Genomic DNA, 24,470 nt, shown 5'->3' on the forward strand with positions numbered 1-24,470 from the left:
CTCGCGGTATCGTCGAACCCATGAATGACACACCCTCCTACCGGGTCGCCCCGGGGGCCGACATCTCGGATGACGCGACCATCGGCGACGGCAGCTCCGTCTGGCATCTCGCGCAGGTGCGCGAGGGTGCCCACCTCGGCACGGACTGCGTGATCGGCCGCGGCGCCTATATCGGCAGCGGCGTGCAGATGGGCAACGGCTGCAAGGTCCAGAACTACGCGCTGGTCTACGAGCCCGCGGTGCTGGCCGACGGCGTCTTCGTCGGCCCCGCGGCCGTCTTCACCAACGATCACTTCCCGCGAGCGGTCAACCCCGACCTCACCCCGAAGTCCGCCTCGGACTGGGATCCGGTGGGCGTCACCTGCGAGACCGGCGCCTCGATCGGTGCCCGCGCCGTCTGCGTGGCCCCCGTGACCATCGGCGCCTGGGCGATGGTCGCCGCCGGCGCCACCGTGGTCAAGGACGTCCCGCCCCATGCTCTCGTCGCCGGGGTGCCCGCCAAGCGCCTCGCCTGGGTGGGGCGCTCCGGGGAGAAGCTGGTGCACGCCTCGGACGGCACCGACGCCTGGGTGTGCCCCACCACCGGCGAGTGGTACATCCCCGACGACTCCACCGGCGGACTGCTGCTCGCCTCCTCACCGCTGGCCGACGCCCCGCGCCCGGCCGCCCTCACCGACCCCGATGGACAGGATGGACTCCCCGCATGAACAGCGAACTCACGATGATCCCACCGGCGAAGCCGATCATCGGGCAGGAGGAGCGGGACGCGGTGGATCGCGTGCTGGCTTCGGGCATGGTGGCGCAGGGGCCGGAGGTGGTGGCGTTCGAGGGGGAGTTCTCGGCGGCGCTGGCGGGTGGCCGTGAGGTCGTGGCGGTGAACTCGGGGACCTCGGGTCAGCATCTGGGGATGCTGGCGCTGGGTCTGGGGCCGGGGGACGAGGTCATCGTGCCGTCGTTCACGTTCGCGGCGACGGCGAACACGGTGGCTGTGTGTGGGGCGACGCCGGTGTTCGTGGATGTCGATCCGGAGACGTTCACGGTGGATCCTGCGGCGATTGAGGCGGCGGTCACGGAGCGGACGGTGGGTATCCAGCCGGTGCATCTGTATGGGCATCCGGCGCCGATGGATCAGATCGTGGCGATCGCGGAGCGGCATGGTCTGTGGGTGTTCGAGGATGCGGCGCAGGCGCATGGTGCGACGTGGCAGGGTGCTCAGGTGGGGACCTTCGGTCAGGGTGGGATGTTCTCCCTGTATCCGACGAAGAACATGACCTCGGGCGAGGGGGGCATGGTCTCCTGTGCGACGCCGGAGCTGGCGCGTCAGGTGCGGCTGCTGCGGAACCAGGGGATGGAGAAGCAGTATGCGAACGAGGTCGCCGGGTTCAACAACCGGATGACGGATATTCATGCGGCGATCGGTCGGGTCCAGCTGGGCAAGCTTCCGGCGTGGACGGTGACGCGGCAGGAGAACGCGGCGTTCTTCGATGCGAACCTGGCCGGTGTGGTGACGCCGGTGGTGGCTGAGGGTGCCTCGCACGTCTATCACCAGTACACGATCCGGATCGAGGGTGCGTCGGCGCAGGAGCGGGATGCGTTCGCGACCGCGCTGCGGGAGGAGTATCTGGTGGGGTGCGGGGTGTATTACCCGACGCCGGTGCATCGTTTGGCGACGTTCCTGACGGAGGTGGATCTGCCGGTGACGGAGATGCTGGCGCGTGAGGTGCTGTCGTTGCCGGTGCATCCGAGCATCACGGAACAGGATCGGGATCGGATCGTGGCGGCTGTGAACTCTGTGGCGAAGGCGGGTGCGTGAGCATGGGTAGGAATCTGCGGGCCGGTCTGATCGGTCTGGGCATGATGGGTCGCCATCACGCCCGCAACCTCCAGGCCCTCGACGGCGTGGACCTGGTGGCGGTCGCCGATGCGTATGGCGATCCGCACGGGGCGGCGCCGGAGCTGGATGTGCTGCCGGATGTGGAGGCCCTGATCGCGGCAGGTATCGACTACGCCGTCGTGGCGGTCCCCACCCAGTTCCATCGGGATGTGGCGATGACCCTGGCCCAGGCCGGGGTGCATACGTTGGTGGAGAAGCCGCTCGCCTTCGATATCGGTGAGGCCGAGGAGATCGCGTCGGCGTTCGAGACGGCCGGCCTGGTCGGGGCGGTGGGGTATATCGAGCGGTACAACCCGGCGCTGCAGGCGATGCGCAAGCGCATCGCGGACGGGCAGCTGGGGGAGATCTACCAGATCGTCACCCGCCGCCAGGGCGGCTTCCCCGCCCGGATCGCCGACGTCGGCGTCGTCAAGGACCTCGCCACGCACGATCTCGACCTCACCGCCTGGGTCGCCCAGTCGCCGTACGCCTCGGTGGGGGCCACCTCCACGCGTCGCAGCGGCCGCGACGACGAGGACATGGTCTCCGTGGCCGGCCGCCTCGAGGACGGCACGATCACCAACCACCTCGTGAACTGGCTGTCCCCGTTCAAGGAACGCGTCACCGTCGTCACCGGCGAGAACGGCGCCCTGATCGCCGACACCCTGAACGCGGATCTCACCTTCCACGCCAACGGGGAGGCGACCACGAACCTCTGGGAGTCGATGGCCTCCTTCCGTGGCGTCAGCGAGGGCGATTCGATCACCTACTCCCTGCAGCGGCAGGAGCCCCTGGCCACCGAGCACCAGGCGTTCCGCGATGCGATCAACGGGGACTCCTCCAACATCGTGACCATGCGCGAGGGGCTGCACACCGTCCGCACCGTCGAGGCCGTGCTGGAGAGCGCACGCGAGGGCACCGTCGTGTCCCTGGACAGGACCGCGCCAGGTGAGCGCTGACGTCGGACGGCTGGCCCAGGATCTGATCCTCGCCGGATCACGGGCCGTACGGCGCGTCCCCGGAGCCGTAGGCGGCCTGGGGACGTACTTCGTGGCCCTCGACGAGCTCTCGGCCGGGCAGGAGGGCCATGACTGGAGGCGCGACGAGGAGATCCTGCTCGCGCGAGCAGATCGGTCCTTGGAGCGTCGGCGCATCGCGTCGGCCGTGCGGTGGTTCGACAAGGCCCTGCGGGTCGCCTATCACCCGACGCTCCACATGGGCGCCTGCTCGCCCCTGGCCGAGGACCCGACGGCGTTCCTGCGCCCCCTGCGCGCCTCCAGGACCGGTCGGATCCTGCTGGAGACGCCGATCCCCGAGGGGTCGGCGCCCCGACGCCCGGAACCGCGCTCCGGCGAGGGCGGTGACGGCGAGTCGGCGGTCCACCTGTTGGTGATCGCCCAGCAGAACTGGACGTTCCTGCGCCCGCTGCTCGATGCCCTGCGCGAGACGGGTCGCTTCGAGATCCTCGAGTTCGAGGTCGACGGCCTGCCCGAGGCGGATCGGCCTGACCGGGAGCGCATCCTGCGCGCCCGCTACGACCTGGTCACCGAAGGGCGCAGGATCGCGACCCCCGAGCGGCTGGTCGAGGCCTATGAGTGGGCCGACGTCGCCTTCGTCGAATGGGGCCATCACATCCTCAGCTGGATCACGATGCTGGACATGGCCCCGCGCCGCCTCGTCGCCCGCTATCACCGCTTCGAAGCCTTCACCCCGTTCCCGCTGCTCCACGACCACTCCGTGATCGATCGCCTGCTGCACGTGTCCCCGCCGATCCGAGGTCTCGTCACCGCGACCGCGCCCGCGTCCGCGTCCGTCCCCACGGACATCGTGGGCAACCTGCTCAGCCGTGGCCTGGGCACCGTCTCCGACACGCCCCGCGACACCCGGGCCCTCGTCCAGGTGGGATGGAACCGCGAGATCAAGGACGTGCTGTTCTCCCTCGACCTCATCGAGCGCCTGCACCGGGAGGATCCCGGCTACCGCCTCAAGCTCGTCGGACCCGAGCTCCCGGACCTGCCGGAGGAGGACACCCCGTACCAGAGCAGGGTCCGCCAGCGGCTCGCCGCCCTGCCCTCCGGTGCGGTCGAACAGCTCGGCGTGCGCCGGGACGTTCCCGAGATCTTCGCCGCGGCCGGCGTCGTGCTCTCGTCCTCCTTCGGTGAGGGCACGCACGAATCCGTGATGGAGGGTCTGGCCACCGGCTGCCCCGCCGTGGTGCGCGACTGGCCGCACGCCCGTGAGTACGGAGGCGCCTCCTCGATCTACCAGGAGCAATGGGTGGTGCCGGACGTCGAGTCCGCCGCGCAGCGGATCCGGGCGCTCCAGGATCCTGTGCGCTACGCCGAGGAGTCCGCGGCCGCCCGCGACTGGGCGGTGCTGCACCGCAGCCCGGCGAGCGTGGTCGACGGCTACGACCACGCGCTCCGCGCCTCGAGGTGCTGATGACGCACCACCGCTGTGCGGAGCCCCGAGGGGCGGGACGATGACCTGGGTCCTCCCGGTGCTGGTCGCCTGGGCGGTCCTCGCCCTGCCGGGGTATGTGGTGCTGCGGGCGCTCGACGTGCAGGTCCCTGTGCGCTGGGGCTGGGCCCCGGTCGTCACCGTGATCGTGGCCGTGCTGCTGAGCACGCTCTTCTCCGTGCTCGGCATCCCCTGGCATCCCCTGACCGTGGTCGCCTGCGTGGTGATCCTCGCTGCGGCGACGCTCCTGCTCCGACGTCTGCATCGGCGCCGTCGGCCCGGACAGCATCGCAGCGACCCGCCGTCCCGAACGGGCACCCAGAACCCCACGGCGCACCTGGTCACCAGCCTGGGCGTGGTGCTCGCCGGGCTGGCCGTCGTCGCCTCGTCCTCGCGACGGATGGGAGGCATCGACACCCTCCAGGGCGGCTACGACGCCTTCTTCCATCTCTCCGCGATCGCGTTCATCCGGGACTCCGGCGATGCCGGTCTCACCACCGCCCTGACCCCCATCTACGGTGAGCCCACCTTCTACCCGGTGATGTTCGACGCCCTCGCCGCCCTCCTGCCCTTCAGCACGGTGACGAGCGCCAACGCCATGCTCCTCGCGGTCCTCGCCGCCCTGCCGGCCGCGATCGCCGCGATGCTCGCGAGCGTGCTCGGGCCGCACCGAGCGCTCCCGGTCGCGGTGACCGCCGGTGCACTGGCCTCCACGCTGTTCCTCAGCACTCCTGCGATGGCCCTGGTGATGGGCCTCTGGCCGACCGTCCTCGGCGTCCTCTGCCTGCCCCTCGCCCTCGCCTCCGCCCTCCACCTCGCGGACGACCCCCGCCGCACCCCGGGGGTCCGGGCCGTGCTGGGCCATCTCGCGGTGATCGCCGGAGCCGCCCTCGCCCACCCCGCAGTCTTCTTCTCCGTCGCGGTGGTCGCGGGCCTCGCGCTGCTGGTCCGTGGGGCGCAGAGGATCCTGGAGCGCGACAACGCCCGCCGTGGTGCTCTCCAGCTCGCCGCGGCTCTGCTCGCGGCCGGGGCGGCGGTGGCCCTGTCCGCGACGATGCTCAGCGGGATGGACCTGACCCGGCCGAGCTCGCTGCCGCTGGGGGAGGTCGTGCGGCAGATCCTCGTGGACTCCCCCCGGATCCCGGTGATCGGCGACCCGATCTGGCCCGTGGCCGTGGTGATGCTGCTCGCCCTGATCGGGATCGTCGCCGGCGCTCGGCACCGGGACCCGGTGACCCTCACCGCCGGCGTCGGCGCGCTCGTCTGCTTCGGCCTCTCCGTGGCGACCGAGCTGCCCGGCGCGCTCAGCGGGGCGCTGGTCAACCCCTGGTACGGGGCGCGCGAGCGGATCGCCCCGCTGCTCATGTGCCTGCTCGTGATCCTCGCCGCCCGCGGTGTGCTCGCGGTCGTCGCCCTGTCGACGGCCCGAGGCCGACGCACCCAGGCGTGGCTGGCGCCTCTCGCCGTCGGTGCTCTGCTGGTCACGGTGGTCGTCGCGCTCCTCGTCCCGCAGCGGCTGCCTCTGATGGGCTCCCTCGCCTACACGGCGTACGGCGTGCACCTCGCCCCGTACGACACCCAGCGGGAGCGGGACTTCATCGAGCGCACTGCGGCCGAGCTCCCGGACGATGCGGTCGTCCTCGCGGATCCGCGTGACGGAGCGACCCTCTACTGGTCCATCGGCGGAGTCACCACGGTGTTCCCGACCCTCGCGACCCCGCAGACCCGGGACAGCCGGATGCTGGCGGCCTGGTACATGAGGGCCGACGAGGACGAGCGGGTGTGCGCCGCCTATCAGCGCCTCCACCCCACCCACCTGTACCGTGACACGTCGGAGCACTCCGGCGTCGCCCTGAACCCGGAGGCCTCGGCACCGTGGGACGGGCTCCGCGAGATCCCCGACTCCCTGCTGACGCCCGTCGCCGGCGAGGGACCCTATGCCCTGTACGAACTGGAGGCCCCATGCTGACCCGACCGGAAGAGGACGACCAGTGAAGCAGACGCTCAGGATCGTGCGCCGCACCCTCTCGGTGCTGCCGGCGAACTCCCGACGGTTCCTGGTGACCTTCGGCGTCGTGATGAGTCTGCTGGCTCTGCTGGACGTCGTGGCGCTCGGCGCGATCGCCATCGTCATCCCCGGGCTGACCAGCCCTGATCAGTCGGTGACGATCCCGCTCGTCGGCTGGGAGCTGCGCTCCTTCGAGGAGATGATGTGGCTGGTCGGCGTGTTCGTGGTGCTCATCATCGTCAAGAGCTTCCTGAACCTGCTCACGATCCGCATCGCCACCCAGCGCTTCGCGCAGCACGAGGTCTCCATCGGACAGACGCTCGACCGCTCGTACATGTCCGCCTCGTGGGTGGACCGGACGTCGAAGTCGACGCAGGAGATCATCCGCATGGTTGATTCCGGCGTCGCCGCCGTGGTCGCCAATGTGCTGATGCCGTCGATGACGGTGGTCGCCGAGTTCGCGACGATCACGGTGATCGGCGTGGGGCTGCTGCTCCTCGACTGGCAGACCGCGCTCGCGACCTTCGCCTATCTGGGACTTATCGCCCTGGTCCTCTCCCGGGTGATCAGCCCGCTCGCGGTGAGCAACGGCGCCGCCAACCGGGACAACTCGATCGCCGTGGTCCGGCTGCTCGGCGAGGTGCTCGCGGCTCTCAAGGAGCTCACCCTCAAGGGCAACGAGAAGCAGGTGACGGACATCGTCGCCGATCGCCGATCAGCGGCGGCCCGCACCCGTGCCTTCGCGCAGTACTACAACCAGATGCCCCGGTTCGTGCTCGACGCCGGCCTGGTCGGCGGGTTCGTGGTGGTCGGCGGGGCTGGCTACCTGGCCGGGCTGCCGGACAACGGGGCGGCCTCCGCGATGACCTCGGTCGCACTCTTCGCCGTCGCCGGATTCCGCCTGGTCCCCTCGCTGACCCGCTTCCAGGCGACCCAGAACCGCATCCTGACCAACGCCGCCTTCGCGGACTACATCATCGACGACATCGAGTTCGCCCGGACCTCTGTCGAGCGCCAGGACGCCCCGGACACCGCGACCTTGGACAGCGGCCTCCACGACATCGTCTTCGACGACGTCACCTTCACCTATCCGAGCAGGGAGGAGCCGGCGATCCGCGGCGTCTCCCTGCGCATCCCCGCCGGATCCGCCGTCGCCTTCGTGGGCACCTCCGGCGCCGGCAAGTCGACTCTCGTCGACCTCCTCCTCGGCCTGCTCACGCCCAGCAGCGGCAGGATCCTGGTCGACGGCACCGACATCACGACGGTGCTCCGTCAGTGGCGCTCGACCGTGGGCTACGTGCCCCAGGAGGTCGCCCTGTTCGATGTCACGGTCGGTGAGAACGTTGCGCTGACCTGGGATCCCACTGATGTCGACGAAGAGCGTGTGAGCGCCGCCCTGTCCAGGGCGCAGATGCTGGGAGTGATCGCGGACCGTCCGGGCGGCACCCAGGGGCGGCTGGGCGAGCGGGGGATGACCCTGTCCGGCGGCCAGCGCCAGCGGATGGGCATCGCGCGCGGTCTGTACGCGGAGCCGTCGGTGCTCGTGCTCGACGAGGCCACCAGCGCCCTGGATACCAAGACCGAGGCCGCGGTGACTGCCGCGATCCGCACTCTCGGTGGGGACGTCACGACGATCACCGTCGCGCACCGCCTCGCGACGATCCAGCACTGCGACATCGTCTACTACATGTCCGAGGGCGAGGTCGCCGCCTCGGGGACCTTCGACGAGGTCGTGGCAGCCGTGCCCGCGTTCGCAGAGCAGGCCGCCCTGGCCGGGCTGAGCCGCGTCCGCGGCGCCGAGCCGGGACACGAGGAGGACGCGGAATGACCTCGCTGACCATCGTCTCGTTCTCGACGCTCGCGCGAGATCCCCGCGTCCAGCGCCAGATCGATCGCTTCGCGAAGCAGTACGAGGTCACGACCGTCGGGTTCGGTCCGTCCCCGCACCCCGCCGTGCGGCACATCGAACTGCCCGAGGGCACCCGTGCCTGGCCGAGCAGCAAGAAGTACCTGCTCACCCGTCGCTTCGGCCGCGCCTACTGGGACATGAGCGCCGTTCGTGCCGCGCGCACCGCGCTCGAGGCCCATGTCGGCCGGGCGGATATCGTGCTCGCGAACGACGTGAACACCCTGCCGCTCGCCCTGTGGCTGGCCCCGCGCCAGGGCGTCCACGCCGATCTGCACGAGTACGCGCCCCGCGAGAAGGAGCACGTGCGCACCTGGCGCTGGTTCATCGCGCCCTACCAGCGGTGGATCTGCCGCACCTGCCTGCCCCGGGTGGATTCCGTGACCACTGTGTCCCCGGGCCTCGCCGCCGAGTACGAGCGCGAGTTCGGCGTCGTGCCTGAGGTCGTCACGAATGCGGCCGCCTACGAGGACCGTTCGCCGCGCCCCACGGGGGAGCGGATCCGGCTCCTGCACACCGGGGTGGCGCGCGCGAACCGCCGGCTGGAATCCATGGTCGACGCGATGCGCGACGCCCCCGTCGGCATGACTCTCGACTTCATGCTGGTGCCCAGCGAGCCCGGCTACATCGAGGCCCTGCAGGAGCGTGCCCGGGACCTCCCGGCAGTCCGCTTCCGGGATCCCGTCGCGTACACCGATCTGGTGGACGCCGTCGCCGAGTACGACCTGTCCATCGTCGTGTTCCCGCCCACCACCTTCAACCTCGAGCACAGCCTGCCCAACAAGCTCTTCGAGGCGGTGCAGGCCCGGGTGGGCGTGCTGGTGGGCCCGTCGCGGGACATGGCGGATCTGGTGCGCGAGCACGGGATCGGAGAGGTGCTGCCGGGCCCTGACGCGGAGTCCCTGCGCGCCGTCCTACGCAGCTTGGATGCGGCGCAGATCGATCGCTTCAAGCACGCGGCCGACGCGTCGGCGCAGGTGCTCTCGGCCGAGGTCCAGATCGAGGCGTGGGCCCGCGCTCTGGACGCGATCAGCGCCCGCTGATCGCCGCCCGCAGACGCGGCAGGTGGCGCACCGCCAGGGACGCCGCCATGAAGCGCAGCGGGGCCTCGCGGTCCAGCACGAACCGCGGCTCGCGCGGGATGAGGGTCGCCGGGCGACCGTGGCGGCGGCGGTCCTGCGCGGCGGCGATGAGCTCGGTCGCCAGGACCTCGGGGTCCAGGCAGGCGTCGACGAGCCGGCGGTCCGCCCGGGACAGCGGCTCCAGGCAGCCGGGAGCGCGATCGATCACCTCGGCCGTGATGGCCGCCAGATCGGCCCGTTCCTGCGGCGTCCAGATGGACGGGTCCTCTCGGTAGAAGACCGCTCCGAAGACGTGGATGCGCAGGAGCTTCGTGCCGATCGAGCGACGGGCGTCCGCGGACAGCTCCGCGAACCACCCGGCGTCGAGCAGATCCGGGAAGAAGCCGAGCTGCTCCCGCATCGGGCGCACCACGTAGGTGACACGGTCACCGGCGTCCTCACCGATCACGTAGGCGGGGCCGAAACGGTCGTAGGCAGTGCGCCAGGTGGCCATGAGGCGGGTGACCATCGCGACATCGCCCCCGATCGTCGCCCCCTCGACGAGCTCGATCCCGGTGGACCCGAGCAGCGATCGGCGCATCAGGCCGAGCGGCGCGGACCGGTAGCTCAGACGATCGGCGACCAGGTCCACGAGGCCGTGACGCCACAGGCGCGCCGCGGGCGTCGGGACGCCCGCAGCGGCCGATCCCAGGGCCAGCCGGGTGACCACGAATTCCGCTCCGGTGCGCTCCTGCACCTCGAGCCAGGAGCTGACGGCGCCCGGGGCGAGGGTGTCATCGGAACCGAGGATCGCGACGAACTCGCTCCCGCTGGCCCGGATCCCGGCGTTGAACGGGCCCGAGGCCGAGCGGTAGGCGTCCCGATGCTCCAGCAGCCGCACCCGATCGCGGTGCTCCGGTCGGAGCACGGCGGCGATCTCAGCCGCCTCGATGTTGTGGCAGACCACGGTGACACGCGCCTGCTCGCCGTTCCCCTCCAGGACGGAGGCGACGGCACGGCCCACGGGACGATCCGGGGTGTGGCAGGCGATGATCACGTCGACGACCGGGCGTCCGGCGCCGGCATCCGGCAAACCTGCAGACAGTGCGGTCTCTGCGGTCCCTGCGGAGTGGGCGGCGTCGAGGTCGCCGCTGCCGTCGAGCAGCAGCTCGTACTGGGCGCGGTAGCCCGCTGCGACGGTGCGCGTGGAGAAGCTCTCGCCGATGGTGTCGGCGATCTCCTGGGCCCCGAGGTCGCGGGTCCGCTCGTCGACCTCGAGCACGGCGTCGGCGTAGGCCTCGACGTCCTGCTCGGGGACCAGCGAGCCGACCTTCGGCTGCACGTACTCGCCCTGACCGCCGGTGGCGCCGAGCACGACGGGCCGGCCGGCCACGATCGCCTCTGCCGCGGAGACGAAGAAGTTGTCGGCCTTGGTGGGACCGAAGAACAGGTCGGCTCGGGCGAGGGTCGCACGCACCTCGTCGCTGGGTACGCTGCCCGCCAGGACCAGGCGTTCGGAGACCCCGCGCTCCACCGCCCGGCGGATGGTGTCCTCCCGCAGCGGCCCATCCCCGAGCCATTCGAGATGCGCGTCGACCCCGCGCTCGACGAGGCGAGCGAGCACGTCGACGGCCAGCAGCGGGTCCTTGCGATCGATGAGCCCACCGGTGGAGACCAGGCGCAGGGCACCGTCACGGCGATCGCGACGCGGGACGACCTCGCCGGGCTCGACGATGCAGGGGACGATCGCAGTGGGTCGTGCGGCGCGCACCTCGCGGATCGGTGAGGCGAGGAAGTCGCAGACGGCCGTCACCCGGTCGGGGAGGGACAGCAGATGACGGAGCACGGGGAGCCCGAGCTGGGCCGGCCGGGGGAGTGTGGCCGGGGTGGTCAGCGCGGACCAGTGCTCGGTGTGGATCCACGGCACGTCCGGTCGCCGCAGCGCGAGGGGGAGCAGGGAGGAGAACGCCATGGAGTGCACGGCGTCGGCGCCGCGCACGGCGTCCTTCAGAGCGCGGGCCGCCCGCAGCACCTGGTCGGGCCGCCTGGGGTCCATCGGGATGCGGAGCACGTCGATCCCCTCATGGACGAGGCGACGGCTGCCATCGTCATCGGCCGGAGGCACCAGGTGGATCAGCCGCACCTCGGCGTGCCGGGCGATCGCCAGGGTGTCGCGGACCACGAAGGATCCCCGGGACGGGGCGACGTCGGTGGGGAACCAGGTGGTGATGACCGTGATGCGCACGAAGGTCCCTTCGGGACGGGGATGAACCATGGATGACGTCATCGTGCCACGACCACGGCATGCGTCGGAGCGCACCCGTCCCCGCGTACCATGTGGGTGGCCCGCAGGGCCTTCGGCCACGGCCGATCCACGATCCCCGAGGGAGCACTTCGAGCATGCCACGTGCACGTCTTCTGATCATGTCGTTCTCGGTGCTGACGGGCGATCCCCGGGTGCTGCGGCAGATCGAGATGTTCAAGGACGACTACGAGCTGGTGACCGTCGGCTACGGCAGCGCCCCGGCCGGGGTCTCGGAGCACGTCGAGGTGCCCGGCCATCTGGATTCCCTGCGTCCGAGCTTCCGGCACCTGATGGTCCTGTATGCCGCACGCCGCTATCGGCGCGCCTACTTCGGGGCCCGACGCACGAGATTCGTCCTGGACCGGGTGGCCCCGCACAGCGTCGATGTGATCATCGCCAACGACGTGAACGCCGTCCCCCTGGCGCTCGCCCTGCGACCACGGCTCGGTGTCCACGCTGACCTCCACGAGTACGCACCGCGACAGCGCGAGGACGAACGCTGGTGGCGCATGCTGGTGGGACCGTTCCAGGCGTGGATGGTGCGTCGCCATGTGACCCTCGCGGATTCGGTGACGACCGTCTCGCCCGGGCTCGCCGCGCAGTACGCCGCCGAGTACGGGGTCACCGCGAGGGTGGTCCCGAACGCCTCGCCGTTCCGCGGCGACATCGAACCCTCCGCCGTCGGCTCCCCGGTGCGCCTGGTCCATATGGGCTCCGCCGTGCGAGGTCGCGGCATCGCAGAGATGGTGGGCGCTGTGATCGAGGCCGCCGCTGAGGCTCCCGGCCGCCTCACGCTGGACCTGTACCTCAAGGGCGGCGACGCCTCCTACCATCGCGAGCTCGGCGAGCTCGTCGCGGCGCATCCTGACGCCGGCGTGCGGATCTGCGACCCCGTCCCCTTCGCGGAGATCGTCCCCACCTTGGCGGGCTACGACCTGGGCCTGATCATCTACCCGCCGACGAACTTCAACATCGTCCATGCGCTGCCGAACAAGCTGTTCGAGTACGTCCAGGCACGGCTCGGCGTGATCGTCGGCCCCGGGATCGACATGCGCGAGATCGTCCAGGAGCACGGCATCGGCACCGCCGTCGAGGAGGCGACCGCCGAGCGCATCCGTGCCGCGCTTCTCGCCCTCGATCCGGATCAGATCGCGCAGTGGAAGGCCGCTGCCGACGCCCACGCGCAGTCACTGAGCGCAGAGGTCACCTCCGAGCCATGGCGCGAGGCCATCAGTGCCCTCGTCGGGTCGGAATCCTCTGCTGCCTCGGACCCCTCGGAGCGTCGGTGAAAGGTCACAGAATGGACACGCCTGAGCCTGCGCGATCCCTCGTGTCTGGTGCTCTGACATGCGAGGATCACTCCGTGATACGTGAACTCCGATGCCGAGGACGAGCCCAGTGAGCCCCTCAATCCTGGTTCTCTCCCTGTCCCCGATCGAGCGCGACCCGCGCGTGCTGCGCCAGATCGCGCTTCTGAAGGGCCTCGGCGAGGTGCACACAGCCGGATACGGAGCGGCCCCTGATGGCGTCGCCTCGCATCTGCAGATCCCCGACTCTCTCGGTGCCTGGCGTCATAACTACCGTCTCTACTACGCACTTGTGCTCAGCCGTCGACTGCATCAGTTGTATTTCGGTGCGCCATGGGTGAAATTTCTGCTGGCGAACATTGCTCCCGGTGAGTACGACATCATCGTTGCCAACGACGCGAACGTTGCTCCCGTGGCGCTTTCCTTGCAGCCTCGGCTCGGATGGCATTCTGATCTCCATGAATACGCCACCCGTCAGGGCGAGGACAGTCGCACCTGGCGGCGCTTCACGAGGCCGATCAACCGTTGGATGGTGCGCAATTATGTGACTCGCGCTGATAGTGCGACCACAGTCTCCCAGGGGCTCGCGGAAGCGTACCGAGAAGAATTCGGCATAGATGCCCGGATCGTCCCCAATGCCGCTCCTTATCGGCCCGATATTTCGACGCACCCGACAGTTCCCGGACAGCCATTGCGGCTGGTGTACTCCGGTGCGATGGCGCCGAGCAGAAAGCTGGAGAGGATGATCGATGCTGTCGCACTCGTGGAACGACGCGCTCGGGGAAGCGTGGTTCTCGACATGTTCCTGATGCCCGGGGATGCAAAGTATCGGCTGCTGCTTGAGGAACGGGCGACGGCGGCGCCGGGCGGTGCCGTGAGGCTGCGCGAGCCGGTCTCCTTCAGAGAGCTCGTTCCGGCCATGGCCGAATTCGATGTCGGGTTCTACGCCTGTCCGCCCTCGAACTTCAACCAGGAGCGCGCGCTTCCGAATAAGTTGTTCGAGTTCGTCCAGGCGAGACTCGCGATCGTCAGCGGGCCGAGCGTGGACATGGCTCGTTGTATCGAAGAGAACTCTCTGGGAGTCGTCGCTCGCGGATTCGACGTCGAGGATCTCGCTGCCGCGTTGGAATCCCTGACCGTCGAGGCAGTCGACGAATATAAGTCTGCTGCTGATGTCGCGGCGGAAGTGCTCAGCAGCGAGAGGTCGTCAGCGCCATGGCATGACGCGGTTCTTCGACTGGCGCAACGTGACGGTGGCGCAACCGGACGCGCAGGAAATTCCGCCGGAGATGGATCGCAGGTCTAATGGTCCCGGTGCTTTCGGTGGCGATGTCAACTAATGAGGAGATTGATTCATGAAGATCCTGTCCGTCGTGGGCGCCCGCCCGCAGTTCGTCAAGCTCGCCGCGATCGCGGACGCCGCCGCCCAGCGCGACGACGTCGAGCACATCATCGTCCACACCGGACAGCACTACGACGCCGCCATGAGCGACGTGTTCTTCGCCGACCTGAGGATCCCCGCCCCCGACGTCAACCTCGCCATCGGCTCCGGCTCCCACGGCCGCCAGACCGGCGCCATGCTCGCCGGCATGGACGAGGTCCTCGAGGAGCACCAGCCCGACTGGACCCTCGTCTACGGAGACACCAACTCCACCCTCGCCGGCACCCTGTCCGCGGTGAAGATGCACCTCAAGGTCGCCCACCTCGAAGCCGGCCTGCGCTCCTTCAACCGCCGCATGCCCGAAGAGCACAACCGCGTCATCACCGACCACGCCGCGGACCTGCTCCTGGCCCCCACCGAGGTCGCCCGAGCGCACCTCGCCGCCGAGGGCCTCGCCGAGCGCACCCTCGTCACCGGCGACGTCATGACCGACGTGTGCCTTCGCGTCGCCGCCTCCGTCCAGAACACCCCGGTCTCGCTGCCCGAGGGCATCGACCCCGCTGGTGAGTACGCCGTCGCGACCATCCACCGCGCCGACAACACCGACGACCCGCAGCGGCTGCGCGGCATCATCGAGTCCCTCCAGGCACTCGACATGCCCCTGGCTCTGTTCGCCCACCCCCGCCTCGTCGCCAAGGCGAAGGATGCCGGCATCGAGCTCGTCGGCGGAGCCGTCCACGTCGGTGCCCCCGTCGCCTATCCCGACCTGATCAACGCTGTGCAGCATGCACGCGCCGTGGTCACCGACTCGGGCGGCCTCCAGAAGGAGGCGTACCTGCTGGGCACGCCCGGCTCGACGATCCGCACCGAGACCGAGTGGGTCGAGACCCTCGAGAACGACTGGAACCGCCTCGTGCCCGAACCCGCCGACCTCACCGCCGCCGTCATGCGCCCCCGCCCCACCGCGGACCGCCCCGCCCACTACGGCGACGGCGAAGCCTCCCTGCGCAGCATCGACGCCCTGCGCGAGCGCGCCTGATGACCCGCTCGCGCACCGCCCCTCAGCGCGGCCGCACGAGGCCCCCGCACGTCGTCGTCGCGACCCGCGTGTACACGCCGGAGCCGGTCGCGGCCGCGTTCCGACAGGAGGCGCTCGTGCTCGCACTCGAGCGGGCCGGCGCGGAGGTCACGGTGCTGACCACCACCGCGCCCGGCGCCGGGAGCGTCCGCTCACGAGCCCGGAAGGTGTCCCGCTGGCCCGTCAAGCGGGACTCGCAGGGCCAGGTGCGCGGCTATGTCTCGTACCTGAGCTTCGACCTCCCGCTCGCCCTGCGCCTGCTGCTGCAGCGCCCGATGGATGCGCTCGTGCTCGAGCCGCCACCCACCACGGGCATGGTCGGGATGGTCGCAGCGGCGATCCGCCGGATCCCCTACACCTTCTATGCGGCCGACGTCTGGTCCGATGCGACCGACAGCGTCGACGGCGTGCCGACGCTCGTGCGCACCGCCGTGCGCTGGGCCGAGAAGACGGTGTGGAAGCGGGCGGCGCGCGTGCTGACGATCTCCCCGGGGGTCCAGCACCGGCTCGAGGAGCTCATCGGCTCGCGACCGAGCCTGGTGATGGTCGGCAACGGCATCGACACCGACACGTTCAGCGATCAGGGCGGGACCGGCGGCGAGCAGGGCCCGTACTTCGTCTATGCCGGGACCGTCTCCGAATGGCAGGGCGCGGGCGTCTTCGTCGACGCCTTCGCCCGCGTGCGCGCCACCCACCACGCAGCGCGGTTGCTGTTCTTCTCCGAGGGCTCCGGCCGCGATGCGCTCGAAGCCCGGGTGCGCGCGGAGGGCATCGAGGGGATCGAGTTCCGCGACAAGATCCCGCCCGCCCAGGTCGCCGCGCACCTGCGCGGGGCCGTCGCCGGACTGTCCTCGATCACCCCCGGTCAGGGCTACGAGTTCGCCCTGCCCACCAAGATCTATGCCGCGACGTCGACCGGGACCCCCGTGATCCACGCCGGCGAGGGCGCCGCCCACGACCGGATCCGGGACAACGCCCTGGGCTGGGCCTGCGACCACGATGCCGAGCACGTCGCCGCGGCGATGCGTGCCGCGCTCGAGGGCGTCGACACGGACCAGCCCGCCGTGGATCCGGAGCATCTGCGGCGCTGGACGCTCGAGAACGCCTCGCTCGCAGGATGCGCGACGCAGGGCGCGCAGCAGGTGCTCGCGAGCCTCGAGGAACGCCGCTCCTCGGACGGGTGATCAGCGGCAGGATCCTCGCTCACAGGATCGTGCGCAGGATCGACTCCGTGCGGGCGGAGACGGCCCAGCCCCCGCCCGGCGCCATCACTCCGGCGACGAGGGCCATGGCCAGCAGCATCACCGTCGGCGCCAGATCGGTGGGCAGCAGCGCATCCTCCCTGCCGAGCGTCTCCCTCAGGCAGGGTCATAGCTCCCGTCGCCGGGATCACAGTCGATCTGGATCATTCGCGAATGGTCCGTCTCGAAGAGCACGATGCCCAGATCGGGTCCGGCGAAGTTCACGGAGTCGGACGTCGAGTGACGGCTGTACGGCATCCGTTCCTGGTACACGTAGTGGATCCCGTTCTCCTCCAGGACCCGGCACGAGGCCGGATCGCTCGCGGCGTCCTCGGTCGCATAGAGGAGCTGCCGGTCCAGGTCCGTGTACGCCATCCCGGCCACGGGCAGGCGCACGTCCTGGCCGAACATCGCATAGAGGTGAGCGGCGCCGGAGAACGGACTGGCGAGCACGGTACCGTCCTGATCCATCTGCGGGACGTGCTGCTCGAACAGCGCACGCTCATCGGCCTGGAGGAACCGGCCTCGGCCGGGGTAGTCGGCGGCGAGGTTCTTGGCGGCGTCGTCGGAGCGGGTGGGGAGGGACGAGAGTGCCGCGATGACCGCGGCGATCACGAGGATCACCGTCACCGTCACCGTCACCGTCACCGTCACCGTCCGGGCCGGACGGAGTCCGTGGCGGGCGGCGCTCGCAGCGTGGGTAGTGCCTGGAGCGTGGGCGGTGCCTGGAGTACGGGCGCCGTCCTGCGAGCGGACCAGCAGCCGCGACCAGGCCTGGAGGCCGGGCACCACGAGCACGGCGGACAGCATCGCGAGCGGCATCGAGACCCGGTCCTGGCCGCGGTAGTACAGGGTCGACAGGTTCAGCGGGGAGTCGAGCGCCGCATCGAGGTAGATCACCGCGATCGCCACCCAGGCGACGGCGAGCCAGCGCCAGGGGGCCGTGCGGAACGCGGTGACCAGGCCCGGCCACCAGAGCACCGCCAGGACCACGCCGAGGGCCATCGGCCAGACCGTCAGCAGGCCGAGCCCGACCTCGCCGAGGGCGAGCCACCACTGCACCACCAGTCCGCCGTTGAACCCGGTCACCTGCGAACCCAGCGGGGTGTACGAGAGCAGGATCACGGGCAGCAGGGTGAGGACCGGCACCACGACCAGCCAGGGACGTCGCCGCCAGGAGGAGGCACCGGTCACCGCGGTGAGCACGGCGAGCAGGATCAGGGCGGTGACCGCGACGTTCGGATGCAGCAGGCCCAGGCCGGCTCCGGCGAGACCCAGCACGAGAAGCGTCGCCAGGAGCGGCCGCGGTGCGAACCGGGGGAGCAGGGCGCCCCAGAGGGCGACCGCCGCGGCGATCACCCCGGGCAGCGCCGCGAAACCGGACAGGTTCGGGATGGGGGAGAGGTGGATCCACAGGTCCACGGGACTGGCGGGGATCAGCGCGGCGGTGATCGCGGCGGCGAACGACGCCCATCCGGTGGTGGGGAACAGCGCGCGGGCCAGCAGCGCGATGCCCAGGATCCAGGGAATGACCGCCAGCGCCAGGACCGTCCCGTTGAGCAGGGTGGGCGTGGTGACCCCGGGGACCACCGTGGCGAGGGCGTGGAAGGCCGCCGGGTAGAAGGAGGGATCGCCCGCGGAGTTCGAGACGGAGCCCACGTGCAGGGAGGAGGCGTCACCCGTCTCCCGGATCCGTTCCAGGGCCGAGAGGTGGAACAGGGTGTCCCAGCGCTCGAGGATCGCGTCGGGCCGGCCGGCCCGGAACGCGATCGGCAGGAGCGAGACGGCGAGAGCTCCGATCATCCAGAAGGCTCCGCCCGGGACTGCTCGGCGTGGGGCCAGGGCGCCGTCCAGGACCGTGGAGGGCAGGCGGACGCCGAGCCGGCGCAGCCCGAAGGCCACCCCGACGAGGAGGGCCGCGCCGAGCAGGAACGGCAGCATCGACCAGCGCAGCCCCAGGACGGACGCGGCCACTGCGCTGATCCCGGCGATCGCCGCTGCCAGCGCCGGGGCCAGAGCCAGGGCGAGCAGGCACGACCCACCCAGCGCCCGGACCGCGGCGTACCCCGGGAGGTACGCCGCGGCGAGGACGACCAGGATGGTCAGGAGCAGGGAGAGCAGAGGGGTCACCTATCGTCGGAGGGCAGCGCCTCGTCGCGGTACTGCGACGGAGGCACTGCCTCGTCGAGCGCGAGCCGACGTGCCAGGTACGTGGTGCGTTTCTCCGCGGCCTTGGTGCGGGCCTCCTGCAGGGCGAGGAAGCCCAGCAGGACGAGCACGGTCGCGTACAGCAGCAGGTCGGCGCCGCGGCCCACCCCGACCAGGTTCGCCACCCGGCTCAGCATTCCCGGGAACAGCACCGTCAGCACGGCGAACGCCGCGAAGGCGATGACCAGCAGTCGGCGCACCGCCAGCTGCTTCGCACCGCGCTTGGCGAACAGCCACGCGATGATCGCCACGATTCCCACCACCAGCAGGAGCTGGATGATGAAGGTGCGGCTGCCGACGTCGAGTGCGGGAACCAGGGCGAGGATCAGCTCGTTCCCACTCACAGGTCAGGCCTCCTCGGCCTGCTGGTGGGTGGAGGCGGAGCCGTCGCCGAGGACGAGGCGGGGGATGCCCGTCCAGTTCTCGGCGGTGGTGATGTTGCGACCGTCGATCAGGAGCTTCACCCCGGGCACGTCCGCGGCGGTGAGGTCCTTGTACTCGGCGTGGTTGGTCTGCACGATCACCAGATCCGCGGCCTCGCCCACGTGGTACGGGGCCCAGCCGAAGCCCTCGAGCTCGGCATCGTCGTAATAGGTGTCATGGACCGCGACCTCGGCGCCATGCTCACGCAGCGCCTCCACCACGGGGAACACCCCGGAGAACGCGGTCTCCTTCACCCCGGTGCGGTACGACGCACCGAGCACCACGGCCTTGAGCCCCGACAGATCACCCAGCAGGCCCGAGGCCCGCTCGACCAGCTTCGCCGGGACCGACGCGTTCAACGTCCGAGCCGTACGGACCGTCTCCGCATGCGGATCGGTCGACAGGTACAGACGCGGGTAGACGGGGATGCAGTGTCCGCCCACGGCGATGCCGGGCTGGTGGATGTGGGAGTAGGGCTGCGAGTTCGACGCCTCGATGACCTTGTACACGTCGATGCCGTTGTCCTGTGCGAACAGTGCGAACTCGTTCGCGAGCCCGATGTTCACATCGCGGTACGTGGTCTCGGCGAGCTTCGCCAGCTCCGACGCCTCCGGCGACCCCAGATCCCACACCCCGTTGGGGCGAGCCAGGTCCGGGCGCTCGTCGAACTCGAGCGCGGACTCGTAGAACTCGCGGGCCCGCTGCGTGCCCGCCTCGGTCAGCGCACCGATCAGCTTGGGGTACTTCCGCAGATCCTCGAACACGCGACCTGTCAGGACCCGCTCGGGCGAGAACACGGCGAAGAAGTCAGTCGACTCCTTCAGCCCGGAGATCTCCTCGATCATCGGCACGAACCGGGTGCGCAGCGTCCCCACCGGCAGAGTCGTCTCATACGACACCAGGGTGCCGGGGGTGAGGTGCTCCGCCAGCGACTTCGTCGCGGCGTCCATCCAGCCGAAGTCCGGCTCCCAGGTCGCATCGTTCACGAACAGCGGCACCACGATCACGACCGCATCCGCGCCGGGGATCGCCTCCGCGTAGTCAGTGGTCGCGGTCAGCTTCCCGGCCGGGACCAGCTCGGAGAGCTTCTCCTGGAGATGAGCCTCCCCGGGGAACGGCTCGACGGCCTGGTTGATCAGCTCCACCTGGCGAGGATTGGTGTCGACACCGATCACCTCATGACCGGCATCGGCGAACTGCACCGCGAGCGGCAGTCCGATCTTTCCCAGAGCGACGACAGCAGTTTTCACGGCGGGGTTCCTCCTAGTCCGACACCGGGCGCGGTGTCGCATGCACGACGGTGACCGTCATCAGCGGTCCACCGTGACAGAGTATCGTCATCGACCGTTCCGGAGCGTCGTGCTGCGACGCCCCGACACCGTGCCCTGCCCCGGTCGCCAGCCAGAAGGAGAGCCCGTGAGCACCCCCGAGCCCCCGCGCGAAGCAGTCGTCGAGAAGACGTCCCCGGGAGCGGACACCACCTGGTTCGTCGTCCCCCTGTTCAACGAGGGGCAGGTCGTGGGGGATGTCATCCGTGACCTGCGCACCCGGTACCCGCTCGTCGTCGCGGTCGACGACGGCAGCCAGGACGACTCGGCGGCCATCGCCGCCCGCGCCGGTGCCGCCGTCGTGCGCCACCCTTTCAACATGGGCCAGGGCGCCGCCTTGAAGACCGGCATCGACTACGCACTGCGTGACCCCGAGATGCGGCAGATCGTGACCTTCGACTCGGATGGACAGCATCAGGTCGACGACGCCGCCGCGATGATCGCGATGAGGGACGCGGAGCGGGTGGACATCGTGCTGGGGTCCCGGTTCCTGGATTCCCGGACCAAGCCAGGTCTGCTCAAGCGCATCGTCCTGCGGGGCGCGGTCTGGTACACGAACCTCACCAGCGGCGTGAAGCTCACCGACGCGCACAACGGGCTGCGGGTGATCGGCCGCGAAGCCTGCGAGAAGATCGCGATCGAGCAGAACCGCATGGCGCACGCCTCGGAGATCGTCGAGGAGATCGGTCGCCATAAGTTCACCGTGCGGGAGCATCCGGTACACATCCTGTACACCGACTATTCCCGCTCGAAGGGCCAGTCGATGCTGAACTCGGTGAACATCGTCATCGACATGCTCTTCCGCTGAGCCCGCCGAGCCCGACGGGCCGGCGACGGTCGTCGACGGAGCTCAGCGGTCCTGCGCGGCGGAGTGCAGGAGCGCTGCGAGCTCCTCGTATCCGCCGTGCGCGGCCCATCCCTCCGGGGTCGCTCCGTGCTGGGGGTCGCGCAGTGCGGGGTCGGCGCCCCGGGAGAGCAGCAGCTCGACCGCACCGGTGTATCCCCGTACGGCGGCCTCGTGCAGGGCCGTGAGCCCGGCCGGGGTTCGTGCATCGATCCCGAAGCCGTGGTCGAGGCAGCGCGTGATCGCGTCGGTCCGATCTGCCGCCGCGGCGCGCGCCACGAGGTCGGGGTGATGCTCCTGCACCGCGCACAGCAGCGCGGGCGGGGCCTCTGAGCTGGTCGATCCGTCGGTCGTCCTGCTGTCTGGTCCACGGTCCGTTCCACCGGCCGAGCCACCGCCGAACCCCGAGGTCGCCAGGAGCTTCCCGACCAGTCGCTCCTGGTCGCTGATCGATGACGTCGCGGCGCCGGCTCGCTCGAGCAGGTCGGCCACCTCCGGGTTCCCGTGGAGCACCGCCTCTTCGTACGGGGTGCGGCCGACGTACACCGGATGGGTGCTGCGCAGGTCGGGGACCGCGCCGTGGTCCAGGAGCAGCCGGGCCCGGCGGGGGAGCCCCGCGTGAGCGGCGTGCTGGAGCGCCTCGGTGAGGAGCTGACGGGGTGCTGGATGCCGCGGAGCGAGCAGCCGGTGCCAGGGGCCGCCGTCACCGCGTCCCAGGCCCGCCCGCAGCAGCGGCTCGAGGAAGTCGACGTCGTCCTCGGCATGGGCGGATCCCGCGCCACGGTTGTAGATCGTCTGGCTGTCGTTCGCCGATGCTCCCGCCTCGAGCAGCAGCCCGGCCAGCTCCAGCTCCTGGGGATGCGGGGGAGCGCCCTGCTCGCCGCCCCCGAACGCGCCTGTCAGGGCCGTGAAGGGCGAGGGCAGGCCGTCCCAGAGGAAGCCGGAGTTCGGATCGGCGCCGGCTGCGAGGAGGAGGCGGGCCACGCCGAGGTGGTCGATCTGCTCCGCCGCGGACGATCCGGGCGGACTCCCGAGCCGGGAATAGGTCAGGTACAGCAGGGGCGTCCAGCCGAAGGGTCCGTCCTCGCGGTCGACGGCGGCGGGATCGGCGACCAGGATCTCGCGGGCCGCGGCCAGGTCGCCGGTCGCGGCGGCCGTGGCCAGGGTCGCGCGGGAGAGGGAGGGGTCGGCGGCGAGGAGCCGTGCTGCTTCTGCGTGGTCGCCCCGGGTCGCCGACCCGTAGTCCAGGCAGGCCAGCCGGAGCAGCGCGTCCGCTCCGGTGCCGGACGGTGCGAGGTGGGGTCGACGGGTCAGACGGTGCACCTCGTCGATATGTCGCCGCAGCGCCGGCCACGAGCCGAAGCCGTACGTCCGGGCGATGGTCAGCTGTGCGTCGGTCAGCGCGAAGGGACGGTGCGGGGACTCCGCACCGACCGGGTCCGCGGAGTCCACGAGATCGGCGTCGCCAGGGCCAGCACGGCGGGGATCGGGATGGTGGTCCCGCACCTGGGCGATCGCCTCGGGGTCGCCGTGTCCCACCCGGTCACGCAGGGCTTTCGCCTGACGGCGCAGGTGGGAGAGATCAGGATGGTCGGGCAGGTCCAGCTGGGGCATGTCGGCCTCCGCTCCGGGCCCGGTGCCCACTGGGTCGGGCAGGAGGGGAGACGGACGTCCTCGAGCTCGTACCCGGTGCGGGCTGGGCCCTTCCCGTGGGCGGGAGGCGTCACCGGATCGCCTCGCCCCATCCTAGGCGTCGAAGCGCCCGTTGTCCGTCGGGTGCGCGATCCCGGGCTGGGTCCGGTCAGCCACCGTCCGCGGGAGTGGCCTTGGCCGACCCGTCCTTGACGGACTCGAAGAAGGCGGCGATGTCCGCGTCGTCGGTGAGGATCGCGACCCCGGAGTTCCGGGTCTGGTATTCCGGATCGTCGATGGGCATCGCCAGGGTCCCCGCGCTCATGGCGCTCCGGGCGGTCAGAGCCATCCGGCCCACGGTGAAGATGCCGGTGCCCTCACTCGTGACGAGGGAGTCCGAGCCTGCCCCGGCGAGCTTGACCTGGCTGAACGGATTCAGCAGGACGGCCGGTGAGGAGACACGGTCCATGAGCGCGCCGACGAACTGCTGCTGGCGCTGCTGCCGCCCGATGTCCGCGGTCGGGTCGAAGTAGCGAGCACGCACGAAGGCCAGCGCCTGTTCGCCGCCCACGTCGTGGCAGCCCTCGGTCATGGACAGGCCGGACTTCTTGTCGTCCACGTCCCGGTCGATGCACAGATTCACATGGCCCACGGCGTCGACCATGCCCGATACGCCGTCGAAACCGATCTCCACGTAGTGGTCGATGGTGAGCCCGGTGAAGTCCTCGACAGTCTCGACGAGGAGCGGGGCGCCGCCGAAGGAGTAGGCGGCGTTGAGCTTGTAGCCGCCATAGCCGGGAATGTCCACGAGGGTGTCGCGCGGGAGGGAGATCAGGTAGCTGTTCCCGTTGCGGGCCTTGTGCAGGAGCATGATCGTGTCGGTTCGGGCGCCCTCGGTCCCGTCGTCGTTCACGGCGTCGCCGCCGCGCCGATCGGAGCCCGCGATGAGATACGTGGTCCCCTCGGTGTTCTCGATCCCGGAGAGGGCATCGACGTGCTCGATGCGGCTGTCGGCCCACAGCACCAGCCCGGCACCCCAGCCCACCACGACGACGAGGACCAGGACGAGCAACGTCGCGCCGAGCCGCAGGGGCCGGGGGAACCGGGACCGGCGGCGGGCGCTGCGACCGTGCCCCGGGGGCGGGGGAGCGACCGGGTCGTGCCCGGCCTCCTCCCAGGGGGACGAGTCGCTGCGGAACCCGACGGCGGGATCCTCGGCGATCGGGAGCGCGCGGGTGGACGTGGGGCCCGAGGGCCGGTCGGGGGAGTCCGGGCGGGGAGAGCGCGGCACCTGGCGAGCGCTGCCTCCGGCGCGGGCCCTGTGCCCGGCGGGACGGCGTGGCCCTCCTGGCCGCGGGGAGCGCGGGGGCTGGTGATCGCTCACAGCTGTCTCCTTCCCGGCCGGGATGATCTGG

The 24,470-nt window shown here is 70.5% G+C and carries 18 protein-coding genes; 12 read left to right on the forward strand and 6 right to left on the reverse strand.

Annotated elements, in window-relative coordinates:
* Nucleotides 1-20: 20 nt before the first annotated feature.
* From ACT3UL_RS08725 to ACT3UL_RS08755, 7 genes are read left to right on the forward strand one after another with little or no spacing between them, the layout of a single operon-like run.
* Complete coding sequence (locus ACT3UL_RS08725) at nt 21-707, forward strand: acyltransferase (protein ID WP_444577858.1); 687 nt, start codon at nt 21-23, stop codon at nt 705-707.
* The gene (locus tag ACT3UL_RS08730; protein ID WP_444577859.1) at nt 704-1,813 is read left to right on the forward strand and encodes a DegT/DnrJ/EryC1/StrS family aminotransferase; all 1,110 of its coding nucleotides are present in this window, start codon (nt 704-706) and stop codon (nt 1,811-1,813) included. Before ACT3UL_RS08725 ends, ACT3UL_RS08730 begins: the two co-directional genes overlap by 4 nt.
* 2 nt (nt 1,814-1,815) lie before the next feature.
* Nucleotides 1,816-2,832 carry a Gfo/Idh/MocA family protein gene (locus ACT3UL_RS08735; RefSeq protein WP_444577860.1) on the forward strand — a complete coding sequence of 339 codons (1,017 nt, stop codon included), beginning with the start codon at nt 1,816-1,818 and terminating at the stop codon, nt 2,830-2,832.
* Nucleotides 2,822-4,315: a glycosyltransferase gene (locus tag ACT3UL_RS08740; protein WP_444577861.1), complete on the forward strand. Its 1,494-nt coding sequence runs from the start codon at nt 2,822-2,824 to the stop codon at nt 4,313-4,315. The genes ACT3UL_RS08735 and ACT3UL_RS08740 overlap by 11 nt, the downstream gene beginning before the upstream one ends.
* A 40-nt stretch (nt 4,316-4,355) precedes the next feature.
* Entirely contained in the window at nt 4,356-6,302 is a 1,947-nt protein-coding gene (locus tag ACT3UL_RS08745; RefSeq protein WP_444577862.1) for a DUF6541 family protein, read from the forward strand.
* Between the two features lie 22 nt (nt 6,303-6,324).
* Nucleotides 6,325-8,169, forward strand: coding sequence for an ABC transporter ATP-binding protein (locus ACT3UL_RS08750; protein ID WP_444577863.1), 1,845 nt, complete (start codon nt 6,325-6,327; stop codon nt 8,167-8,169).
* The gene (locus ACT3UL_RS08755) at nt 8,166-9,290 is read left to right on the forward strand and encodes a glycosyltransferase (protein ID WP_444577864.1); all 1,125 of its coding nucleotides are present in this window, start codon (nt 8,166-8,168) and stop codon (nt 9,288-9,290) included. Before ACT3UL_RS08750 ends, ACT3UL_RS08755 begins: the two co-directional genes overlap by 4 nt.
* Here ACT3UL_RS08755 and ACT3UL_RS08760 read toward each other — a convergent pair.
* Nucleotides 9,277-11,583: a glycosyltransferase gene (locus ACT3UL_RS08760; RefSeq protein WP_444577865.1), complete on the reverse strand. Its 2,307-nt coding sequence runs from the start codon at nt 11,581-11,583 to the stop codon at nt 9,277-9,279. The two genes, ACT3UL_RS08755 and ACT3UL_RS08760, sit on opposite strands and share 14 nt — an antisense overlap.
* A 125-nt stretch (nt 11,584-11,708) precedes the next feature.
* On the opposite strand from ACT3UL_RS08760, the gene ACT3UL_RS08765 reads away from it, so the two are divergent.
* The 4 genes from ACT3UL_RS08765 to ACT3UL_RS08780 all read left to right on the forward strand — a co-directional run bounded on the left by ACT3UL_RS08765 (nt 11,709) and on the right by ACT3UL_RS08780 (nt 16,563).
* The gene (locus ACT3UL_RS08765; RefSeq protein WP_444577866.1) at nt 11,709-12,902 is read left to right on the forward strand and encodes a glycosyltransferase family 1 protein; all 1,194 of its coding nucleotides are present in this window, start codon (nt 11,709-11,711) and stop codon (nt 12,900-12,902) included.
* Between the two features lie 109 nt (nt 12,903-13,011).
* Complete coding sequence (locus ACT3UL_RS08770) at nt 13,012-14,226, forward strand: glycosyltransferase (RefSeq protein WP_444577867.1); 1,215 nt, start codon at nt 13,012-13,014, stop codon at nt 14,224-14,226.
* Between the two features lie 49 nt (nt 14,227-14,275).
* Complete coding sequence (gene wecB, locus ACT3UL_RS08775; protein WP_444577868.1) at nt 14,276-15,340, forward strand: non-hydrolyzing UDP-N-acetylglucosamine 2-epimerase; 1,065 nt, start codon at nt 14,276-14,278, stop codon at nt 15,338-15,340.
* Nucleotides 15,340-16,563: a glycosyltransferase gene (locus tag ACT3UL_RS08780; protein WP_444577869.1), complete on the forward strand. Its 1,224-nt coding sequence runs from the start codon at nt 15,340-15,342 to the stop codon at nt 16,561-16,563. Before wecB ends, ACT3UL_RS08780 begins: the two co-directional genes overlap by 1 nt.
* Before the next feature lie 174 nt (nt 16,564-16,737).
* Here ACT3UL_RS08780 and ACT3UL_RS08785 read toward each other — a convergent pair whose 3' ends face one another.
* From ACT3UL_RS08785 to ACT3UL_RS08795, 3 genes are read right to left on the reverse strand one after another with little or no spacing between them, the layout of a single operon-like run.
* Nucleotides 16,738-18,750 carry a DUF6541 family protein gene (locus ACT3UL_RS08785; protein ID WP_444577870.1) on the reverse strand — a complete coding sequence of 671 codons (2,013 nt, stop codon included), beginning with the start codon at nt 18,748-18,750 and terminating at the stop codon, nt 16,738-16,740.
* Nucleotides 18,747-19,172 (reverse strand): DUF2304 domain-containing protein, encoded by a 426-nt coding sequence (locus tag ACT3UL_RS08790; RefSeq protein ID WP_444577871.1) that lies wholly within the window; start codon nt 19,170-19,172, stop codon nt 18,747-18,749. The genes ACT3UL_RS08785 and ACT3UL_RS08790 overlap by 4 nt, the downstream gene beginning before the upstream one ends.
* A gap of 3 nt (nt 19,173-19,175) precedes the next feature.
* Entirely contained in the window at nt 19,176-20,501 is a 1,326-nt protein-coding gene (locus ACT3UL_RS08795; protein ID WP_444577872.1) for a nucleotide sugar dehydrogenase, read from the reverse strand.
* A gap of 166 nt (nt 20,502-20,667) precedes the next feature.
* Here ACT3UL_RS08795 and ACT3UL_RS08800 point away from each other — a divergent pair, with 166 nt between their 5' ends.
* Entirely contained in the window at nt 20,668-21,387 is a 720-nt protein-coding gene (locus ACT3UL_RS08800; RefSeq protein ID WP_444577873.1) for a glycosyltransferase family 2 protein, read from the forward strand.
* A 42-nt stretch (nt 21,388-21,429) separates the two neighbouring features.
* On the opposite strand, the gene ACT3UL_RS08805 is transcribed toward ACT3UL_RS08800, so the two are convergent.
* Together ACT3UL_RS08805 and ACT3UL_RS08810 are read right to left on the reverse strand one after the other, a co-directional pair.
* Complete coding sequence (locus tag ACT3UL_RS08805; protein WP_444577874.1) at nt 21,430-23,037, reverse strand: ankyrin repeat domain-containing protein; 1,608 nt, start codon at nt 23,035-23,037, stop codon at nt 21,430-21,432.
* Nucleotides 23,038-23,224: 187 nt separating this feature from the next.
* The gene (locus ACT3UL_RS08810; protein WP_444577875.1) at nt 23,225-24,439 is read right to left on the reverse strand and encodes an LCP family protein; all 1,215 of its coding nucleotides are present in this window, start codon (nt 24,437-24,439) and stop codon (nt 23,225-23,227) included.
* Nucleotides 24,440-24,470: the final 31 nt, after the last annotated feature.

The sequence above is a fragment of the Brachybacterium sp. 107 genome (genome assembly GCF_052379725.1).
GTDB lineage: Bacteria > Actinomycetota > Actinomycetes > Actinomycetales > Dermabacteraceae > Brachybacterium.